The organism is Ruegeria sp. BB1 (genome assembly GCF_056539465.1).
Genome location: NZ_JBQFVB010000011.1, coordinates 24,444 through 38,281 on the forward strand (window position 1 = coordinate 24,444; position 13,838 = coordinate 38,281).

Genomic DNA, 13,838 nt, shown 5'->3' on the forward strand with positions numbered 1-13,838 from the left:
AATATTAGCTCAGCGCCTCGTCGCAGCGTCCGCAGACGCCTTCATGGGCGTGGCGGCCCACATCGGGCAGGATTTTCCAGCAACGCTGACATTTGTCGCCCTCGGCCTTTTCGAACAGCACCGCGACGCCTTCGATTTCCGGCACGCGGAACGCCTCGGCCGGGGCCGGGTCGCCAGTGACGGTCAATCCGGATGTGATGCACATGTCATCCACGTCGAAGGTTGCCAACAAGTCGCGGGTATCGCCATCCTCGACGTGCACGATCGGGGCCGCTTCGAGGCTAGAACCGATCACCTTGTCCTGACGTTGGATTTCCAGCGCGGCGGTTACAGCCCGGCGCACACGGCGAACCTTGGCCATGTTGGTTTCCAGCTCCGTATCGCGCCACTCGGTGGGAGTATTCGGGAAATCCACCAGATGAACCGAACTGTCGTCGCCGGGGAATCGCTCCAGCCAGACCTCTTCCATGGTGAAGACCAGAACCGGGGCAAGCCATGTGGTCAGGCGATGGAACAGGATATCCAGCACAGTGCGCGCAGCGCGGCGGCGCAGCGTGTCGCCGTCGCAGTACAGCGCATCCTTACGGACGTCGAAATAGAACGATGACAGGTCAACGGTGGCAAAAGTGAAGACCGCGCTGAACACGCCCTGGAAATCGAAGGACGCATAGCCCTTGCGAACCTGCTCATCCAGATCGGCCAGACGGCTGAGAACCCAGCGTTCCAAACGTGGCATATCCGCCGGATCAACCCGATCCGCTTCGGTGAAGTCAGCCAGCGAGCCCAGCATGAACCGCATGGTGTTGCGCAGGCGGCGATAGCTGTCGGCGGTGCCTTTCAGGATTTCCGGCCCGATCCGCTGGTCAGCGGTATAGTCGGTCTGAGCCACCCACAGGCGCAGGATATCGGCACCGTATTGTTTGACGACCTCTTCCGGCACGATGGTATTGCCCAGCGACTTGGACATCTTGTTGCCTTTGGCGTCCAGCGTGAAGCCATGGGTTACCACATTGCGATAGGGCGCACGGCCCTTGGTGCCGCAGGCCTGCAGCATTGACGAATGGAACCACCCACGGTGCTGGTCAGTGCCTTCCATATAGACATCGGCGATACCGTCCTCGGTCCCATCTTCACGGTCTCGCAGAACGAAAGCGTGGGTTGAGCCGGAGTCAAACCACACGTCCAGCACGTCGAACACCTGATCGTAGTCGTCGGGGTTGGCGATACCGTCGAGGATTTTCTCTTTGAACCCGTCGGTGTACCAGATATCCGCGCCGTCTTTCTCGAACGCTGCTTTGATGCGGGCGTTCAGGTCATCGTTACGCAGCAGATAGTCCGCGTCAGTCGGTAGCGCGCCCTTCTTGGTGAAACATGTCAGCGGTACGCCCCAAGCACGCTGGCGAGACAAAACCCAATCCGGGCGCGCTTCGATCATGGAATACAGGCGGTTGCGACCGGTCTGCGGCGTCCATTTCACCAGTTCGTCGATGGACCGCAAGGCACGTTCGCGGATGGTGTCGCCCATCTCGCCCATGCCGTCATCCAGCTTGCGGTCGACCGAGGCAAACCACTGCGGCGTGTTGCGATAGATGATCGGAGCTTTCGAGCGCCACGAATGCGGATAGCTGTGCTTGATCTTGCCGCGTGCCAGCAGACCACCGACTTCGACCAGCTTGTCGATCACGGCCTTATTGGCGTCACCTTCGCCACCCTTGCGGGACAGGATGTATTTTCCACCAAAGAACGGTAGATCGGCGCGGAACGAGCCGTCATCCATTACATTGTAGGTGATGACCTGCTCAAGCATGCCCAGATCGCGGTAAAGCTCGAATTCCTCCATCCCATGCGACGGCGCGCAGTGGACGAAGCCTGTACCCTCGGTATCGGTCACGAATTCAGCCGCGCGGAAGTCGCGGATGTCATCCCATTCGCCGTCGCCACCTTCGGCACCGGCCAGCGGGTGGGTCAGTTGAACATTGGCCAACTCATCCGTCGTCACGTCGCGGACGCGGGTCCACTGATCGTCGTTCAGACGGGCGCGGCCCAACACGTCAGCGGCAAGGTTGTCTGCCAGCAAGAACTTGTCGCCGACACTGGCCCAGCATTCCTCAGGTGCGCCGGTGACTTCGTACAGGCCGTAGGAGATATCCTTACCGTACACGACCGCCTTGTTCGACGGCATGGTCCATGGAGTCGTCGTCCAGATCACGACAAAAGCATCATCCAAGTCGCCTGCATTCACGACTTTGAACTTCACCCAGATGGTGAAGCTTTCCTTGTCGTGATACTCGACCTCAGCTTCGGCCAGCGCGGTCTTTTCGATGGGCGACCACATCACGGGTTTCGAGCCCTGATAGAGCGTGCCGTTCATCAGGAACTTCATGAACTCGTCCGCGATCACGGCTTCGGCATGATAATCCATAGTGATGTAGGGATCGGGCCAGTTGCCGGTGATGCCCAGACGCTTGAACTCTTCGCGCTGGATGTCGATCCAGCCTTCGGCGAACTTCCGGCACTCCTGGCGGAAATCGACGATGTTCACCTCATCCTTGTTCTTGCCCTTCTTGCGGTATTGTTCCTCGATCTTCCACTCGATCGGCAGGCCGTGGCAATCCCAGCCGGGCACATAGCGCGCATCATGACCCATCATCTGATGGGACCGGACGATCATGTCCTTGATCGTCTTGTTCAGCGCGTGGCCGATATGCAGGTGGCCGTTGGCGTAGGGGGGGCCGTCATGCAGGGTAAAGGGCGTGCGGTTCTCTTTTTCACGCAAGCGGTCATAGACGCCGATGGTCTCCCACCGCTCCAGCCATGCGGGCTCGCGTTTGGGCAGGCCGGCGCGCATGGGGAAGTCGGTTTTGGGCAGGTTCAGCGTGTCTTTGTAATCTGGTGTCTGGATCGTGTCGGCGCACATTGGGGGCGTCCTTTGGATGATCTGGTCGTCTTATGGCTCGAAGCGGTCGGTGCGAAGTCTCAAACACCTTTGCCCGGCGTCTCAATGGGTCAGAGCGCCGGGGATATAATTCGAATAATGATGGCCATCCGGTCATACATGGCCGCGCTTATAGGACGCCCGCCCTCAATGGTCCAGAGGTTCCGGGTCCTGCGGCGAATGGCGCAGCTTGGCCCATCGGTTCAGCCATGCCAGCCCTGCCAATGCCAGGCCCAGCGCCAGCAGCGAGAACACCCGGATCAGCCCACCCAGGCCAGCGATATCGATCAGGAACACCTTGGCCACGGCCAGTCCGATCACCACCAGACCCGCCTTGCGCATCAGGTCGGATCGGCGCGCCAGCGATTGGTAGAACAGCACCGCACCAATCGCCAGCAGAGCCATGGTGTAGGTGTAAAGTTCGGGCTGTGTCACGCCGTTGCCTTCATACATCCCAGCGGCGCCCTGCCAAACATGGCGGATCATCAACCCCAGCCAAAGGGCGGCAAGTACACTGGTCAATCCCCAACTGGCACGCTTTAACCAAAGCGGGGTTGCGTAAATGCGCCAGACCGAGAAACCGATAATCAGCGCAGGCAGCAGATAGGCTACCGCCAGCGTATTCAGAACCGGCGGTCCCAGAACCGGTGGCACGGCTGTGCCGAGCAGCGGGTTCGCCTCGACCACCGCCTGCGCCAGACGCAACAAGCCGTGGCTGGCAAAGAACGCGGCCAGCAGATAGCGGACGTAGTTCAGCTTACCCCCCAGTTCCAACCGCTGGACTTGCGCGAAGGCTAGAAGCAGCCAGATGATCGCCAGCAAGCCCAACCCCCAGTGGCTGTTGGTGGCGTTGCCTTCGCCAAAGCTTTGCAGCCAGCGCTCCAAAAGCAAGGACAGCAGAATGCCCCCGGTTGCCCAAGCCGCGCTTTCCAACAACAGGCTCGCCACCGGGCGATGCATCGGCCGCAGTAGCAACCACCCGATCACAAATCCCAAAGTGGCCCCGCCATACACCAGCGCCATCTCAGGCACCGGTGCATAGCTGGCCCAGGCAAGGCCCGGTGTCAGAACCAACCGAACGGTAACTGTGAATACGCCTGCCCAGATGAACCAAGTCATCGGTGGCAGATTGAATTGGCGGTCCAGCGCCGCTGCCATCACGACCATCACAACCAGCGCAATGGTTAACGCGGCCGAGCTAAGAACAATGATGCAGGCAAAACTCAGGCAGGACAGGGCTGATATCGTAGCCAGCGCCGGACGCATCCGGCCCTCGCCATCCGCGCGTGCAAAGCGTTCCGCCAGAACGACCATCAGCACGCCCAGCGCAATTGCGTGCAAGGCCCAGGGGTATGCCCCGATGACGTGGGCCGGATGCCAGCCGACCTCAAGCGCGATGGCCAACGCGGGGGTAAACACCGCCGCTGCTCCGGCCCAGATTGCCGCGTATCTTTGCGCATTCATCGACCGCCATGCCGCAGTGATCGAAATCACCACGCCAAGGGCGATGAGAATGGTTACCACCCAAGGAAAGTCAGCCTCGGGCGTTTCTGCAAAGGTCTCGGCAAACTGGCGCAAAACGATCCCGTTGTCCAAGCCATGCATCAGGACAAACCAGACGAGACCAAGCGCAGGCAGTGCCGTAGCATCCTGCAACGCTTCGGCCCGCTGTGCCCACAACATCAATCCAAGGGTCATCCCGGATAGCAGAACAACGCCCAACCAGAACTCATCAACACTGTCCGCCCAGTGCAGCGACACAATCGCCGAGCTGACAGCGACCGCGCCAAAGCCCAGTCGGGTCGGGAATTCTGGCCATGCATCGCCCTTTTTCCGCCTAACGATTTCGCAGATCATCGACCCGCCATGATTGGGCCAAACGCGCCGGACCGGAATTGCGATGGCGATCACAGCCAATGCCGTCACGCAAATCAAGTATGCGGCCTCGGTCAGGGGCGAAGACAACACCAGCAGTAGGCAGGTTGTGTAGGCCCCAAACAAGGTCAGGACCGAAATCCATGCCCATCGCCGCACCGTGTCGATTCCCAGACCCAGAACAGCGATGACAACGAAATAGGCATACAGCCAGCTTGGGTTCTCTGACGTGCCACCAACCACGAAGGGGGCAGAAAACGCACCCATTAATCCGACAGCGGCCAGCAAAGGGCCGTGAAACCAGCCCAAAACCAATCCCACCAGCGCAACCGCGACCATTGCGGTCAAAGCGACCTCGGGGCCGATCAGGTCATAAAGCTGCCGCGCGGCCAGAACGCCTCCGAACAGCGTGACCAGCCCAGCACCGGAAAAGACCGACGGCAGATAGGCAGTCGCTGTGCTTTCGTCATCACCATATCTGCGCCGGATGACCTCGCCAGCAACAATCAGCACTGCACCGAAAAGCAACGCCGCGATCACCCGAGCGAATGGCGGCAACAGCCCGCTTTCAACGCCGTACTGAACCAGAAATATCCCCGCCAGTGCCAGCGACAGGGCCGAGACCGCATAGAACCAGTTCTCGCGCAGCCAGATTGTCAGCGCGGCCAGACGATCCTCGCGGAAGACAACGGCTGCGGGTGGCGTTTGCTCGGCCACAGGTTTGACCGATTGCGCCTTGGCTGCAGACCATAGGGCAGGTTTTGATGCCCTGTCCGGCTTTTCGGTCGGTTTGCGCGGCTCAACCTGCTGCGGTTCCGGCGCATCGCTGCCAAGGGACAGTATTTGGCGCTCCAGATGCTCAACCCGTCGACGTAGGCGTGTATGGTTGACTAACAGCACAATGATGGTGACCGGAATGGCCAGCACGATCAATCCGACAAGGACAAGAAGGGATTCCAATGGGTTCTCCGGGCGGTTTCGATGTCAGGCTACCCGAGGCGCACAGTCAGCAACAGCCAGAATTCCCGATAAATTGTTTGTCGGTCTTTAGGGCTACGCCCAACCAATCGACGGACGGGCGATCATCAGCCAGATGATAATCAAAACCGACGCAAAGGCAGGAAATCCGCAAGCGAACCAGATGCGGAACAGACGGTGATAAGCCCAAGGCAGCGGCGCGTCCGCATCTGCAGAGGCCTGCGCCAACCTGCGCATTCGAACCTGTATCCACACCACCGGCAACCAAAACGCCCCCGCAACCGCATAGAGCACCAGCGAGGCCAAAACCCAACCTTCGGTCAAATGCCAGCCCAACCGCCACGCCAGCAATCCGCCTGTCATCGGTTGCAGTACAACCGCTGTTGCCGTGAACAGCAGATCGGCCAGCGCCACGGTTCCTGCGGTCTGCGCGATGAACCTGGCGTCACCAGAACGATGCGCGATCAGCATGAAAAACGCGATGCCTGCCCCCGTGCCCAACAGGACGCAGGCGCCGATAACGTGTAACCAACGCAGGATCAGGTCAGGGTCCATCAGCGGCTCTGCAACAGGGGCCAGGCGATAAGCGACAAGGTCATCGCCGGCAGGATTTTGATCAACGGGCCAAGCGGATCCAGCCACAGGCCGGGTACGGTGAAACTGGCCGCCAGCAAATAGAACAAGGCCACCGCGACCTGCGCCAGACAGGCGCGCGCAGCCCAGGGTCGCCACAGGATCGCAAGCCCCAGAAAAATGTCGACCAATGACCAGAACAAAACGCTGGCAACGGCCATTCTGGTGCTCCACCCGGCCACGGTCAGAACCGATGTAGCCTTAGGCAGACCAATCAGCCCGAAAAGGCCGGACAGCAGCCAGAACAGGCTGAGCGCGGCGACGACCAGTGGCATCAGCAAGGACATTCGCGCAACCAGCCGATGTTCACGGGCGCAAGTCAGGCCCGCATAAACCTGGAGCAAGGGTGCCAGTGACCGGCCTGTTGCGGCGCGATATGGTTCCGGATCACCAACCACACCCTCGCCCATCACGGTCATCGCATTGCTGCGCAGAGGCGAGCGCCAACCCAAATGGCCCAACGCATCAGCGCCGCGTGCGATTATGGCTGTAACAACCGCCGGCATTCTCACAGTGAGTCGCGCTGCGGGAAAACCCATCCAGCGCCGTGTCTCGGCCAGGACCTCAGATAGTGGGGCGGGCGTGTCTTCGACCAGATCGTAAGTGCCCTGTGGGACCTCATCGGCAACGGCTGCGGTCACGGCACGGCACAGGTCCGACATGCCGACGCATTGAACCAAAACATGCGGATACGCGATGGGTTGTACCATAGGAACCGCTGCCAGCATGCGCAGCAGCGCTGTTCCGCCATAATCGGATTGCCCGATCACCAGACCGGGTTTGAAAATCCAAAGCGGCAAATCACAGGCCCGCAGCGCAGCGTCCCCAGCCGCCTTGGTGCGCATGAAATCCGTTTCTGCATCGAGGTCGGCACCAATGGCCGAGATTTGAACCACCGCAATGCCCCTTTGCGCGCAGGCTTGCCCCAAGGACGCAATGGCGGTGTGATGCACAGCCTCGAGATCATCGGCGGGACCATCCTGCAATGCTCCTGCACAGTTCACGACACAGTCAACGTGCTCCAGATGCGCGACCCAGTCCTTGGGCTGCAGACAAGCCCGCAAATCGCCTTGCACCTGCGTGACATCCGGCAGAACCTGCACCCCGGTTTTCAAGTTACGCACAAAGGCCGCCACATGCGCGCCCTCGGCTTGCAGAGATCGCGTCACCGCAGCGCCGATAAAGCCATAAGCCCCTAGAACCAGGACGTTTTTATTCTCAATCCGCAATGGTTGCTCAACCCGATGAACCTGTCTGCGGCAGCGTAACCGTTGGCCAACAATTGACCAGCCCCATGGGACCCACTGCGACAATCTTGGCCGTCAGGGGTGAAACAGCGAGCCGACAAGATAAGCGATCAAGGCCGCTGCACCGCCGATCAAAAAGGTCTCGAGCCCGGACCGCCACCACGGGGACAGCGACCAATGGGCTTTGAAGGCCCCAATGGCAAAGAAAACACCCATCGTCATGCAGACCGAGATGGCAAAGGCATGATCGACCGATAAAAGGAATGGCAGCAATGGCACCATGCCCGCGACAAGAAAGGCGATAAAGGTCGCCATGGCAGCTTTGAACGGATGGGGGTCAACGCTGCCCAACCCGTATTCGCCTTCGACCATCAGGTTGATCCAATTGTCGTGGTTGGCGGTGATTGCATCGGTGGCCTCATCCAGAACGTCGCCCGACAGGCCCTTTTGGGCTAGTATCTCGCGCACCTCGCGGCGCTCGCCCTCCGGGTAAAGCCTGATGTGGCGTTCCTCGATGGCGCGGATGCGGCGGATGTTGTCCAACTCGGCCTTGGTGCCCGAGTAATTTCCGGCAGCCATGGAAAACCCGTCGGCCAGAACATTGGCAAGCCCCAGCGCCACGATGATGAACGGCGAAAGCCCCGCTCCGGCAACCCCGGCCACGATGGCAAAGGTGGTGACCGATCCGTCGATACCGCCATACACCACGTCCCGCAGCACCCCTCGCCCCGGAGGCGCATTGATCCGCGCGGCAATTTCCTGCTGGCTGTGTCCGTGATCGGTCATGGCTGGCTCCGGCTTTGTTATGCACACCAGCGGGCCACAGGACTTTGCGTCAGGTCAAGTTTTGAAAAACAACCCGCTGAGCGCGCGTTTGATCATCCCGCGCGTAGATGGCTTGTGCCGGTCGGAAAACGGCAGTGGTCGGCAAACCTCCATCGCAGCCACACCAACCCGCGCGCTGAGCGCGCCGTTCACCAGCCCCTCGCCAAACCGGCGCGACAGTTTACTAAGGACCGATCCGCCCAGAATAGGTTCCAGCAGATCATCACCCACGGCCACGGCCCCTGTCGCCACCAGATGCACGAACACTGCACGGGTCAGGCGCCAGCTGCCCAGAAATCCAGCGCGTCCGCCATAAATCTCAGCAACCCGACGGATCATCCGTAATGAGGCCGCAAGCGCGGTCACCACATCGGCCAACGCCAAGGGCACCAGCGCCGTCACCGTTGCGACCTGCCGGGCGGCGGCCTCGACCTCGCGGCTGGCGGCGGCGTCCAGAGGGGCCAGCAATTCGTCCTCGGCCAAGGTCAGCAGGGTTGTGGCGTCGAATTGCTCTTCCATCCGTTCAGCCAGACGGTCACGGCCCCACCGGGTTTCTTCGCGCCCTTTGTAAAACGCGATCAGGCGGTTGGTGACCGCACGGGCCTGTGCCAAATCCGCCTCAGCCAACGCGGCATCTGCGGCGCGGCGCATCCCATCCACGCGGGACAAGCGCCCGATGGCTGCCAGCTCCCGTAGGGCGATGATCAGGGCGACCAGAACCAACGCACCGATCAGACCAGTTACAACCCAGCCCAATATCGGTGACCGCAACAACAGCGAGGTGGCGAAATCCCATGCGGCAACAGAAACCACCGCGCCAATCACGGCCAGCGCCAGACCCCAAAACCATCGTGACAGAACCGAGGGTTTCCGCGCAGCCAAGCGGGCTGCCGCTTGCATCGCCTGACCTTGAGGTGGCTCAATATCGGGGACCGGCGGAGCCTGTGCTACGTCGGCGGCAGGTTCTTCCGTATCGAGATCAATCAGTACCGGACCTTTAGCCATCCGCCACCCCTTTCCGCCGCCAGACATATTTGATGTCTGGTAGATTTTCATCGTTATCGGCCCCGTCGCTGCGGGCAACTTCTGCAAAACCGTTGCGCTCATAGAACCGGCACGCCCCGTGGTTGGCCTGAAACGCAAAAAGGGACAGTTCGATCTGATCGGACTTGGCGTGGTCCAACAAGCGCTGTCCAATGCCTTGTCCACATTCTGGCGGTGTCAAATACAGGGAATGAACTTCGGTTTCATTGAGCGCAAGAAATCCCACAACGCCAGTATCGGTTTCGGCCACCGTGACCCACCCTAGATCGATCATCCAACCGCAAAAGGCGATGGTTTCAGCGCAGGTATGTAGCTCGGGCATCCAATCGTTTTCGCGCGAAAAGCCGTGCAGGATCTCTCCGATCTTTCCGGCATCCGTGGTACGAGCGGGGCGGAGAGTCACGGTCACAGGCGGTCTCCGATCAGAAACTGCGTGGCACGGTCCAACCGGATATGGGGCGGGCCATCGCCCGGACGCAAGGTCAGATGCGCTGGGGCAAAGGCCATAAACCCAAAATCCTTGTCCAACCAGTTTTCAGCCCCGTTACGGGCCGGACCCAGTAAATGCGCCGGGTCATCTGGCAGATCACCGGGATAAAAGGCCGCCTGTTTGCCGTTCAGCAACGTCCCACGCACACAAGGCAGATCCGCCCCGTTATGCGTCCGGATTTCCTCGGTCGTGGCACGCAGGGCGGCCAGCGACAGCGCCGCCGTCTCGGCCCCGGCAAAGCTGGCCCGGTCGCGGGCATCGCGGGTTAGAGCCTCCATGATATGGGTTAGGCGAGGATGCTGCGTGTGGTGCAGGTGATCGGCCTTGGTGGCTGCGAACAGGATACGTTCAACCCGCTTGCCCAACAGCAACTGGCTGAGCCACGCATTGCGCCCCGGTCGAAAGGCCGACAGGATATCGGCCATCGCGCGTCGCATATCCTCAACCGCTTGCGGCCCCTTGTGGATTGCACCCAGCGCATCGACCAGAACCACCTGACGGTCGATCCGCGAGAAATGATCGCGAAAGAAGGGTTTCACCACTTGCGATTTATACGCCTCATACCGCCGCGCCATTTCGCGGTGCAGGCTGCGGCGCGGTGCGTGGCCCTCCACCGGCAATGGCGCAAAGGTCAGCACCGGAGAACCCGCCAGATCGCCGGGCAGTAGAAACCGCCCCGGCGTACAGTCGTAAAAGCCTGCATCCCGTGCGGCGTTCAAATACGCAGCAAAGGCTTTGGCCAACGCCTGAGCCGTGGGTTCGTCATGAACATCCGCAGGGTTTGCCACCCGGGCCTGCGTCAAATACGCGGCCGCTTCGGTCCGCGTTTCGATACGGTTTAAGGTTTCGGCTGACCAGACCTCATATGATTTGTCCAGTAGTGCCAAGTCCAGCAGCCACTCACCCGGATAGTCCACAATATCCAGATGAACCGTGCGCGGCCCCTGCAGACCCGCAAGCAACCCTGCCGGACGGGCCTTGAAGGAAAGGCGCAGCTCGGACACGGCGCGCGTGCTATCTGGCCAATGAGGCTGCGGCCCGGTCAGCGCCGCCAGGTGGTTTTCATAATCAAAGCGCGGCACCGTATCGTCCGGCTGGGGTTGTAAGTAGACCGAATTGATGCGGCCCTCCTGCTGCGCGACCAATCCTGGCATACGCCCCCGGTCCAGCAGATTCGCAACCAGGGATGTGATGAACACCGTCTTTCCCGACCGCGCCAACCCGGTAACGCCCAGACGGATGACCGGTTCAAACAGAGTTTCAGACACGCGGTCGCCCACGGATTCAACACCGCGCACAAGACTGTCTGCCAGGGATGAGATGACCAAACTGTCGCCCCGCTTTTATCGTTTCGCTCAAGATAGGTAGAGGGCGCCGTACATGCCAGAGCTTTCCCACCCTTGCCCCCTTTCGCAGGGCGGGTTACCAGCGGCCCATGCCTAGATACGCGCTGAAAGTCGAATACCAAGGGGAACCGTTTGCCGGATGGCAGCGGCAAAAGGAATTGCCGTCTGTGCAAGGAGCAATCGAACAGGCCTTGTCGCGAATTCAACCCGGTGATCACACCATTGCTGCAGCGGGCCGCACCGATGCGGGCGTTCATGCGCTGGGTCAAGTCGCCCATTGCGATCTGGTCAAGGATTGGGACCCTTTCCGCCTGTCTGAGGCGCTGAACTATCATCTCAAGCCGCAACCGGTGGCCATCGTCAAAGCCGCACAGGTTGACGATGACTGGCACGCCCGGTTTTCCGCGTTAGAGAGGCAATACCTGTTCCGAATCCTGATGCGTCGTGCGCCTGCGACCCATGACGCCGGGCAAGTCTGGCAGATCAATCACCAGCTGGATGTCGATGCCATGCAGGCCGGGGCGGATATGTTGATCGGGCGGCATGATTTCACCACCTTCCGCTCATCCATCTGTCAGGCCGCCAGCCCGGTCAAAACGCTGGATGAGTTGCGGGTTGAACAGGTCGATGGTTTCTCGGGACCTGAGATACATTTCCACGTCCGCGCCAGGTCGTTCCTGCACAATCAGGTGCGCAGCTTCGTCGGGACGCTGGAGCGTGTCGGTGCGGACGCGTGGACGCCCGAAGATGTGTGCCACGCGCTGCAGGCCGCTGATCGCGCCGCCTGTGGGCCGGTATGCCCGCCGCAGGGCTTGTACCTAGCGCGGGTCGGGTATCCGGAACCGGTCTTCGGTTAAATCGTGCGCAGAAGCAAACCGCTGGCAATCACCGCTATCGTCAGCCCCGCCACCAATTCAATGGTCGGGGCCAGCACAGATGCAAACCTTGTGGCCGAGGCAGAGGCCAGCAATCCCCCGCGCAACCCGAACGACGTCCACCCGACCAGGGTCGTGACCATCGCCGTACCCAACGCCATGGCAAACGCCCCAGCGATGCCAACCATCGCGATCCCCATCTGCCATGTCAGGATCAGCACAAACAGCGCCCCAGTACAGGGTCGGGCCGCGATACCCGCAATCAGCAACAACGCCTCGCGCAGGCTGCCGACCTGCGCAACCTCTTCCACCGAGGGGCCGTGACGATGGCCGCAATCTGAACAGACATCGTGGTCGTGATGATGGTCGTGATGATGGTCGCGACCATGGTGATGACCGTGGTCGTGATGCGCTTGCGCTGTGTTACTGCGGTGTCTGCGGGCAAAGCCGCGAATGGCGCGAAACACCAGCCACAGACCGATCGCGGCGATGGCACCATAGCTGATCGGGGCCATGACCTGTTCGGTTGTTCCCACAAGGCTTTCGCGTGACATCTGAAACACCAAAACGCCAGCGTAAACCAGCACGACTGCTGTCACTGCCTGCCCCAGACTGGACAGCACGCTGATTGCGGATAACCGCCAAAAGGCGACCCGACGACCCAGCCCGTACCCGCCGATCAGCACCTTGCCGTGACCTGGACCGATGGCATGAAAGAACCCATAGGCGAAACAAACCGTCAGCAGGGTGGCGACGGCCTCGGGCTGTTCCGCCCGTGCGGCGCGTAAGGATCGGGCGATCTGGTTCTGAAACTCGCGCTGCTCACCCGCCGCCCACGCGGCCAGACTGTCAAACCCACCGCTGCCCCAAAACCACAGAAGCAACGCAATGGCGATGGCAACCGGAACAATCAGGTATTTGGACATGAAACGAAAATCTCGGTCGCAAAGTTTTCCCCGACCAGCGGGATATCGTTTTCCTCAAGGTCGTAATCGGCGTCCAATGTCAACAAAAAGGCCTGCATCTGCGCCAGCTGACCATCGATATCGGGGTCGATCCGATCCATCTGACAGGACGCAGGGCCACTCACCGTCACCGGGCGGGTCAGTTCATAGGCAATATAGAAGGTCTCATCAAAAGCCTTCGCCGTCAGCGAAGATGCAGACACCGCGTCGCCATCAACCGCGCGCAAATGGGTTGTCACGATACGACCATCTTCGGTGGTTGCTGTCGGTTCCAATGGGCCGGACAGCGACACGGGCACGCCATCTGCAAAGACAACCAGATCGCCATTGTACCCTTCGATCCACTGTGCGTCGAAACCGGCCAGGAATTTCTCTTCATTTTCAGTGAGAACTCCGTCGAAATCCTGATCCAATTTCATGTCTTCAAGTTGATACAACGAGTAAAGTTCATCATAAGCCCAGGTCACCCGCACATGGGTCAGTTGGCCGGCGTCATCCACAATGAATTCCAGCCCGGTGTCGATAAAGACATGCGGGTGCGCCATGGCCGGGATCGGCAGGCAGCAAGTCAACAGGGTTACAATCCAACGCATGCGTGAAAGATAGGGCCTGCGTCCGCGCGCGG

General features: G+C 60.4%; 11 protein-coding genes. 1 reads left to right on the top strand and 10 read right to left on the bottom strand.

Annotated features, from left to right (window positions below; all coding sequences use genetic code 11):
* Positions 1-4 precede the first annotated feature (4 nt).
* The 8 genes from ileS to ACR0AL_RS18680 all read right to left on the bottom strand — a co-directional run bounded on the left by ileS (position 5) and on the right by ACR0AL_RS18680 (position 11,355).
* A complete protein-coding gene (ileS, locus tag ACR0AL_RS18645) occupies positions 5-2,917 on the bottom strand; it encodes an isoleucine--tRNA ligase (RefSeq protein ID WP_480664202.1) in 2,913 nt (970 codons plus the stop codon).
* A 165-nt stretch (positions 2,918-3,082) separates the two neighbouring features.
* Complete coding sequence (locus tag ACR0AL_RS18650) at positions 3,083-5,770, bottom strand: DUF2339 domain-containing protein (RefSeq protein WP_480664204.1); 2,688 nt, start codon at positions 5,768-5,770, stop codon at positions 3,083-3,085.
* Between the two features lie 93 nt (positions 5,771-5,863).
* A complete protein-coding gene (locus tag ACR0AL_RS18655; RefSeq protein WP_480648935.1) occupies positions 5,864-6,343 on the bottom strand; it encodes a DUF2269 family protein in 480 nt (159 codons plus the stop codon).
* Positions 6,343-7,650, bottom strand: a complete 1,308-nt coding sequence (locus ACR0AL_RS18660) for an SDR family oxidoreductase (RefSeq protein WP_480664206.1) — start codon at positions 7,648-7,650, stop codon at positions 6,343-6,345. The genes ACR0AL_RS18655 and ACR0AL_RS18660 overlap by 1 nt, the downstream gene beginning before the upstream one ends.
* Positions 7,651-7,743: 93 nt before the next feature.
* Positions 7,744-8,454: a VIT1/CCC1 transporter family protein gene (locus ACR0AL_RS18665; RefSeq protein WP_480664208.1), complete on the bottom strand. Its 711-nt coding sequence runs from the start codon at positions 8,452-8,454 to the stop codon at positions 7,744-7,746.
* 54 nt (positions 8,455-8,508) lie between these two features.
* Positions 8,509-9,498, bottom strand: coding sequence for a YcjF family protein (locus ACR0AL_RS18670; protein WP_480664210.1), 990 nt, complete (start codon positions 9,496-9,498; stop codon positions 8,509-8,511).
* A complete protein-coding gene (locus ACR0AL_RS18675) occupies positions 9,491-9,946 on the bottom strand; it encodes a GNAT family N-acetyltransferase (RefSeq protein WP_170362419.1) in 456 nt (151 codons plus the stop codon). The genes ACR0AL_RS18670 and ACR0AL_RS18675 overlap by 8 nt, the downstream gene beginning before the upstream one ends.
* Entirely contained in the window at positions 9,943-11,355 is a 1,413-nt protein-coding gene (locus tag ACR0AL_RS18680; RefSeq protein ID WP_480664212.1) for a YcjX family GTP-binding protein, read from the bottom strand. The genes ACR0AL_RS18675 and ACR0AL_RS18680 overlap by 4 nt, the downstream gene beginning before the upstream one ends.
* A 107-nt stretch (positions 11,356-11,462) precedes the next feature.
* Between ACR0AL_RS18680 and truA the strand changes: the two genes are divergently transcribed.
* A complete protein-coding gene (gene truA / locus ACR0AL_RS18685) occupies positions 11,463-12,230 on the top strand; it encodes a tRNA pseudouridine(38-40) synthase TruA (RefSeq protein WP_480664214.1) in 768 nt (255 codons plus the stop codon).
* Here the strand turns inward: truA and ACR0AL_RS18690 are convergent.
* Both ACR0AL_RS18690 and ACR0AL_RS18695 read right to left on the bottom strand, forming a co-directional pair.
* Positions 12,227-13,174, bottom strand: coding sequence for a nickel/cobalt transporter (locus ACR0AL_RS18690; RefSeq protein ID WP_480664216.1), 948 nt, complete (start codon positions 13,172-13,174; stop codon positions 12,227-12,229). The two genes, truA and ACR0AL_RS18690, sit on opposite strands and share 4 nt — an antisense overlap.
* Entirely contained in the window at positions 13,159-13,806 is a 648-nt protein-coding gene (locus ACR0AL_RS18695) for a DUF1007 family protein (RefSeq protein ID WP_170379019.1), read from the bottom strand. The genes ACR0AL_RS18690 and ACR0AL_RS18695 overlap by 16 nt, the downstream gene beginning before the upstream one ends.
* Positions 13,807-13,838: the final 32 nt, after the last annotated feature.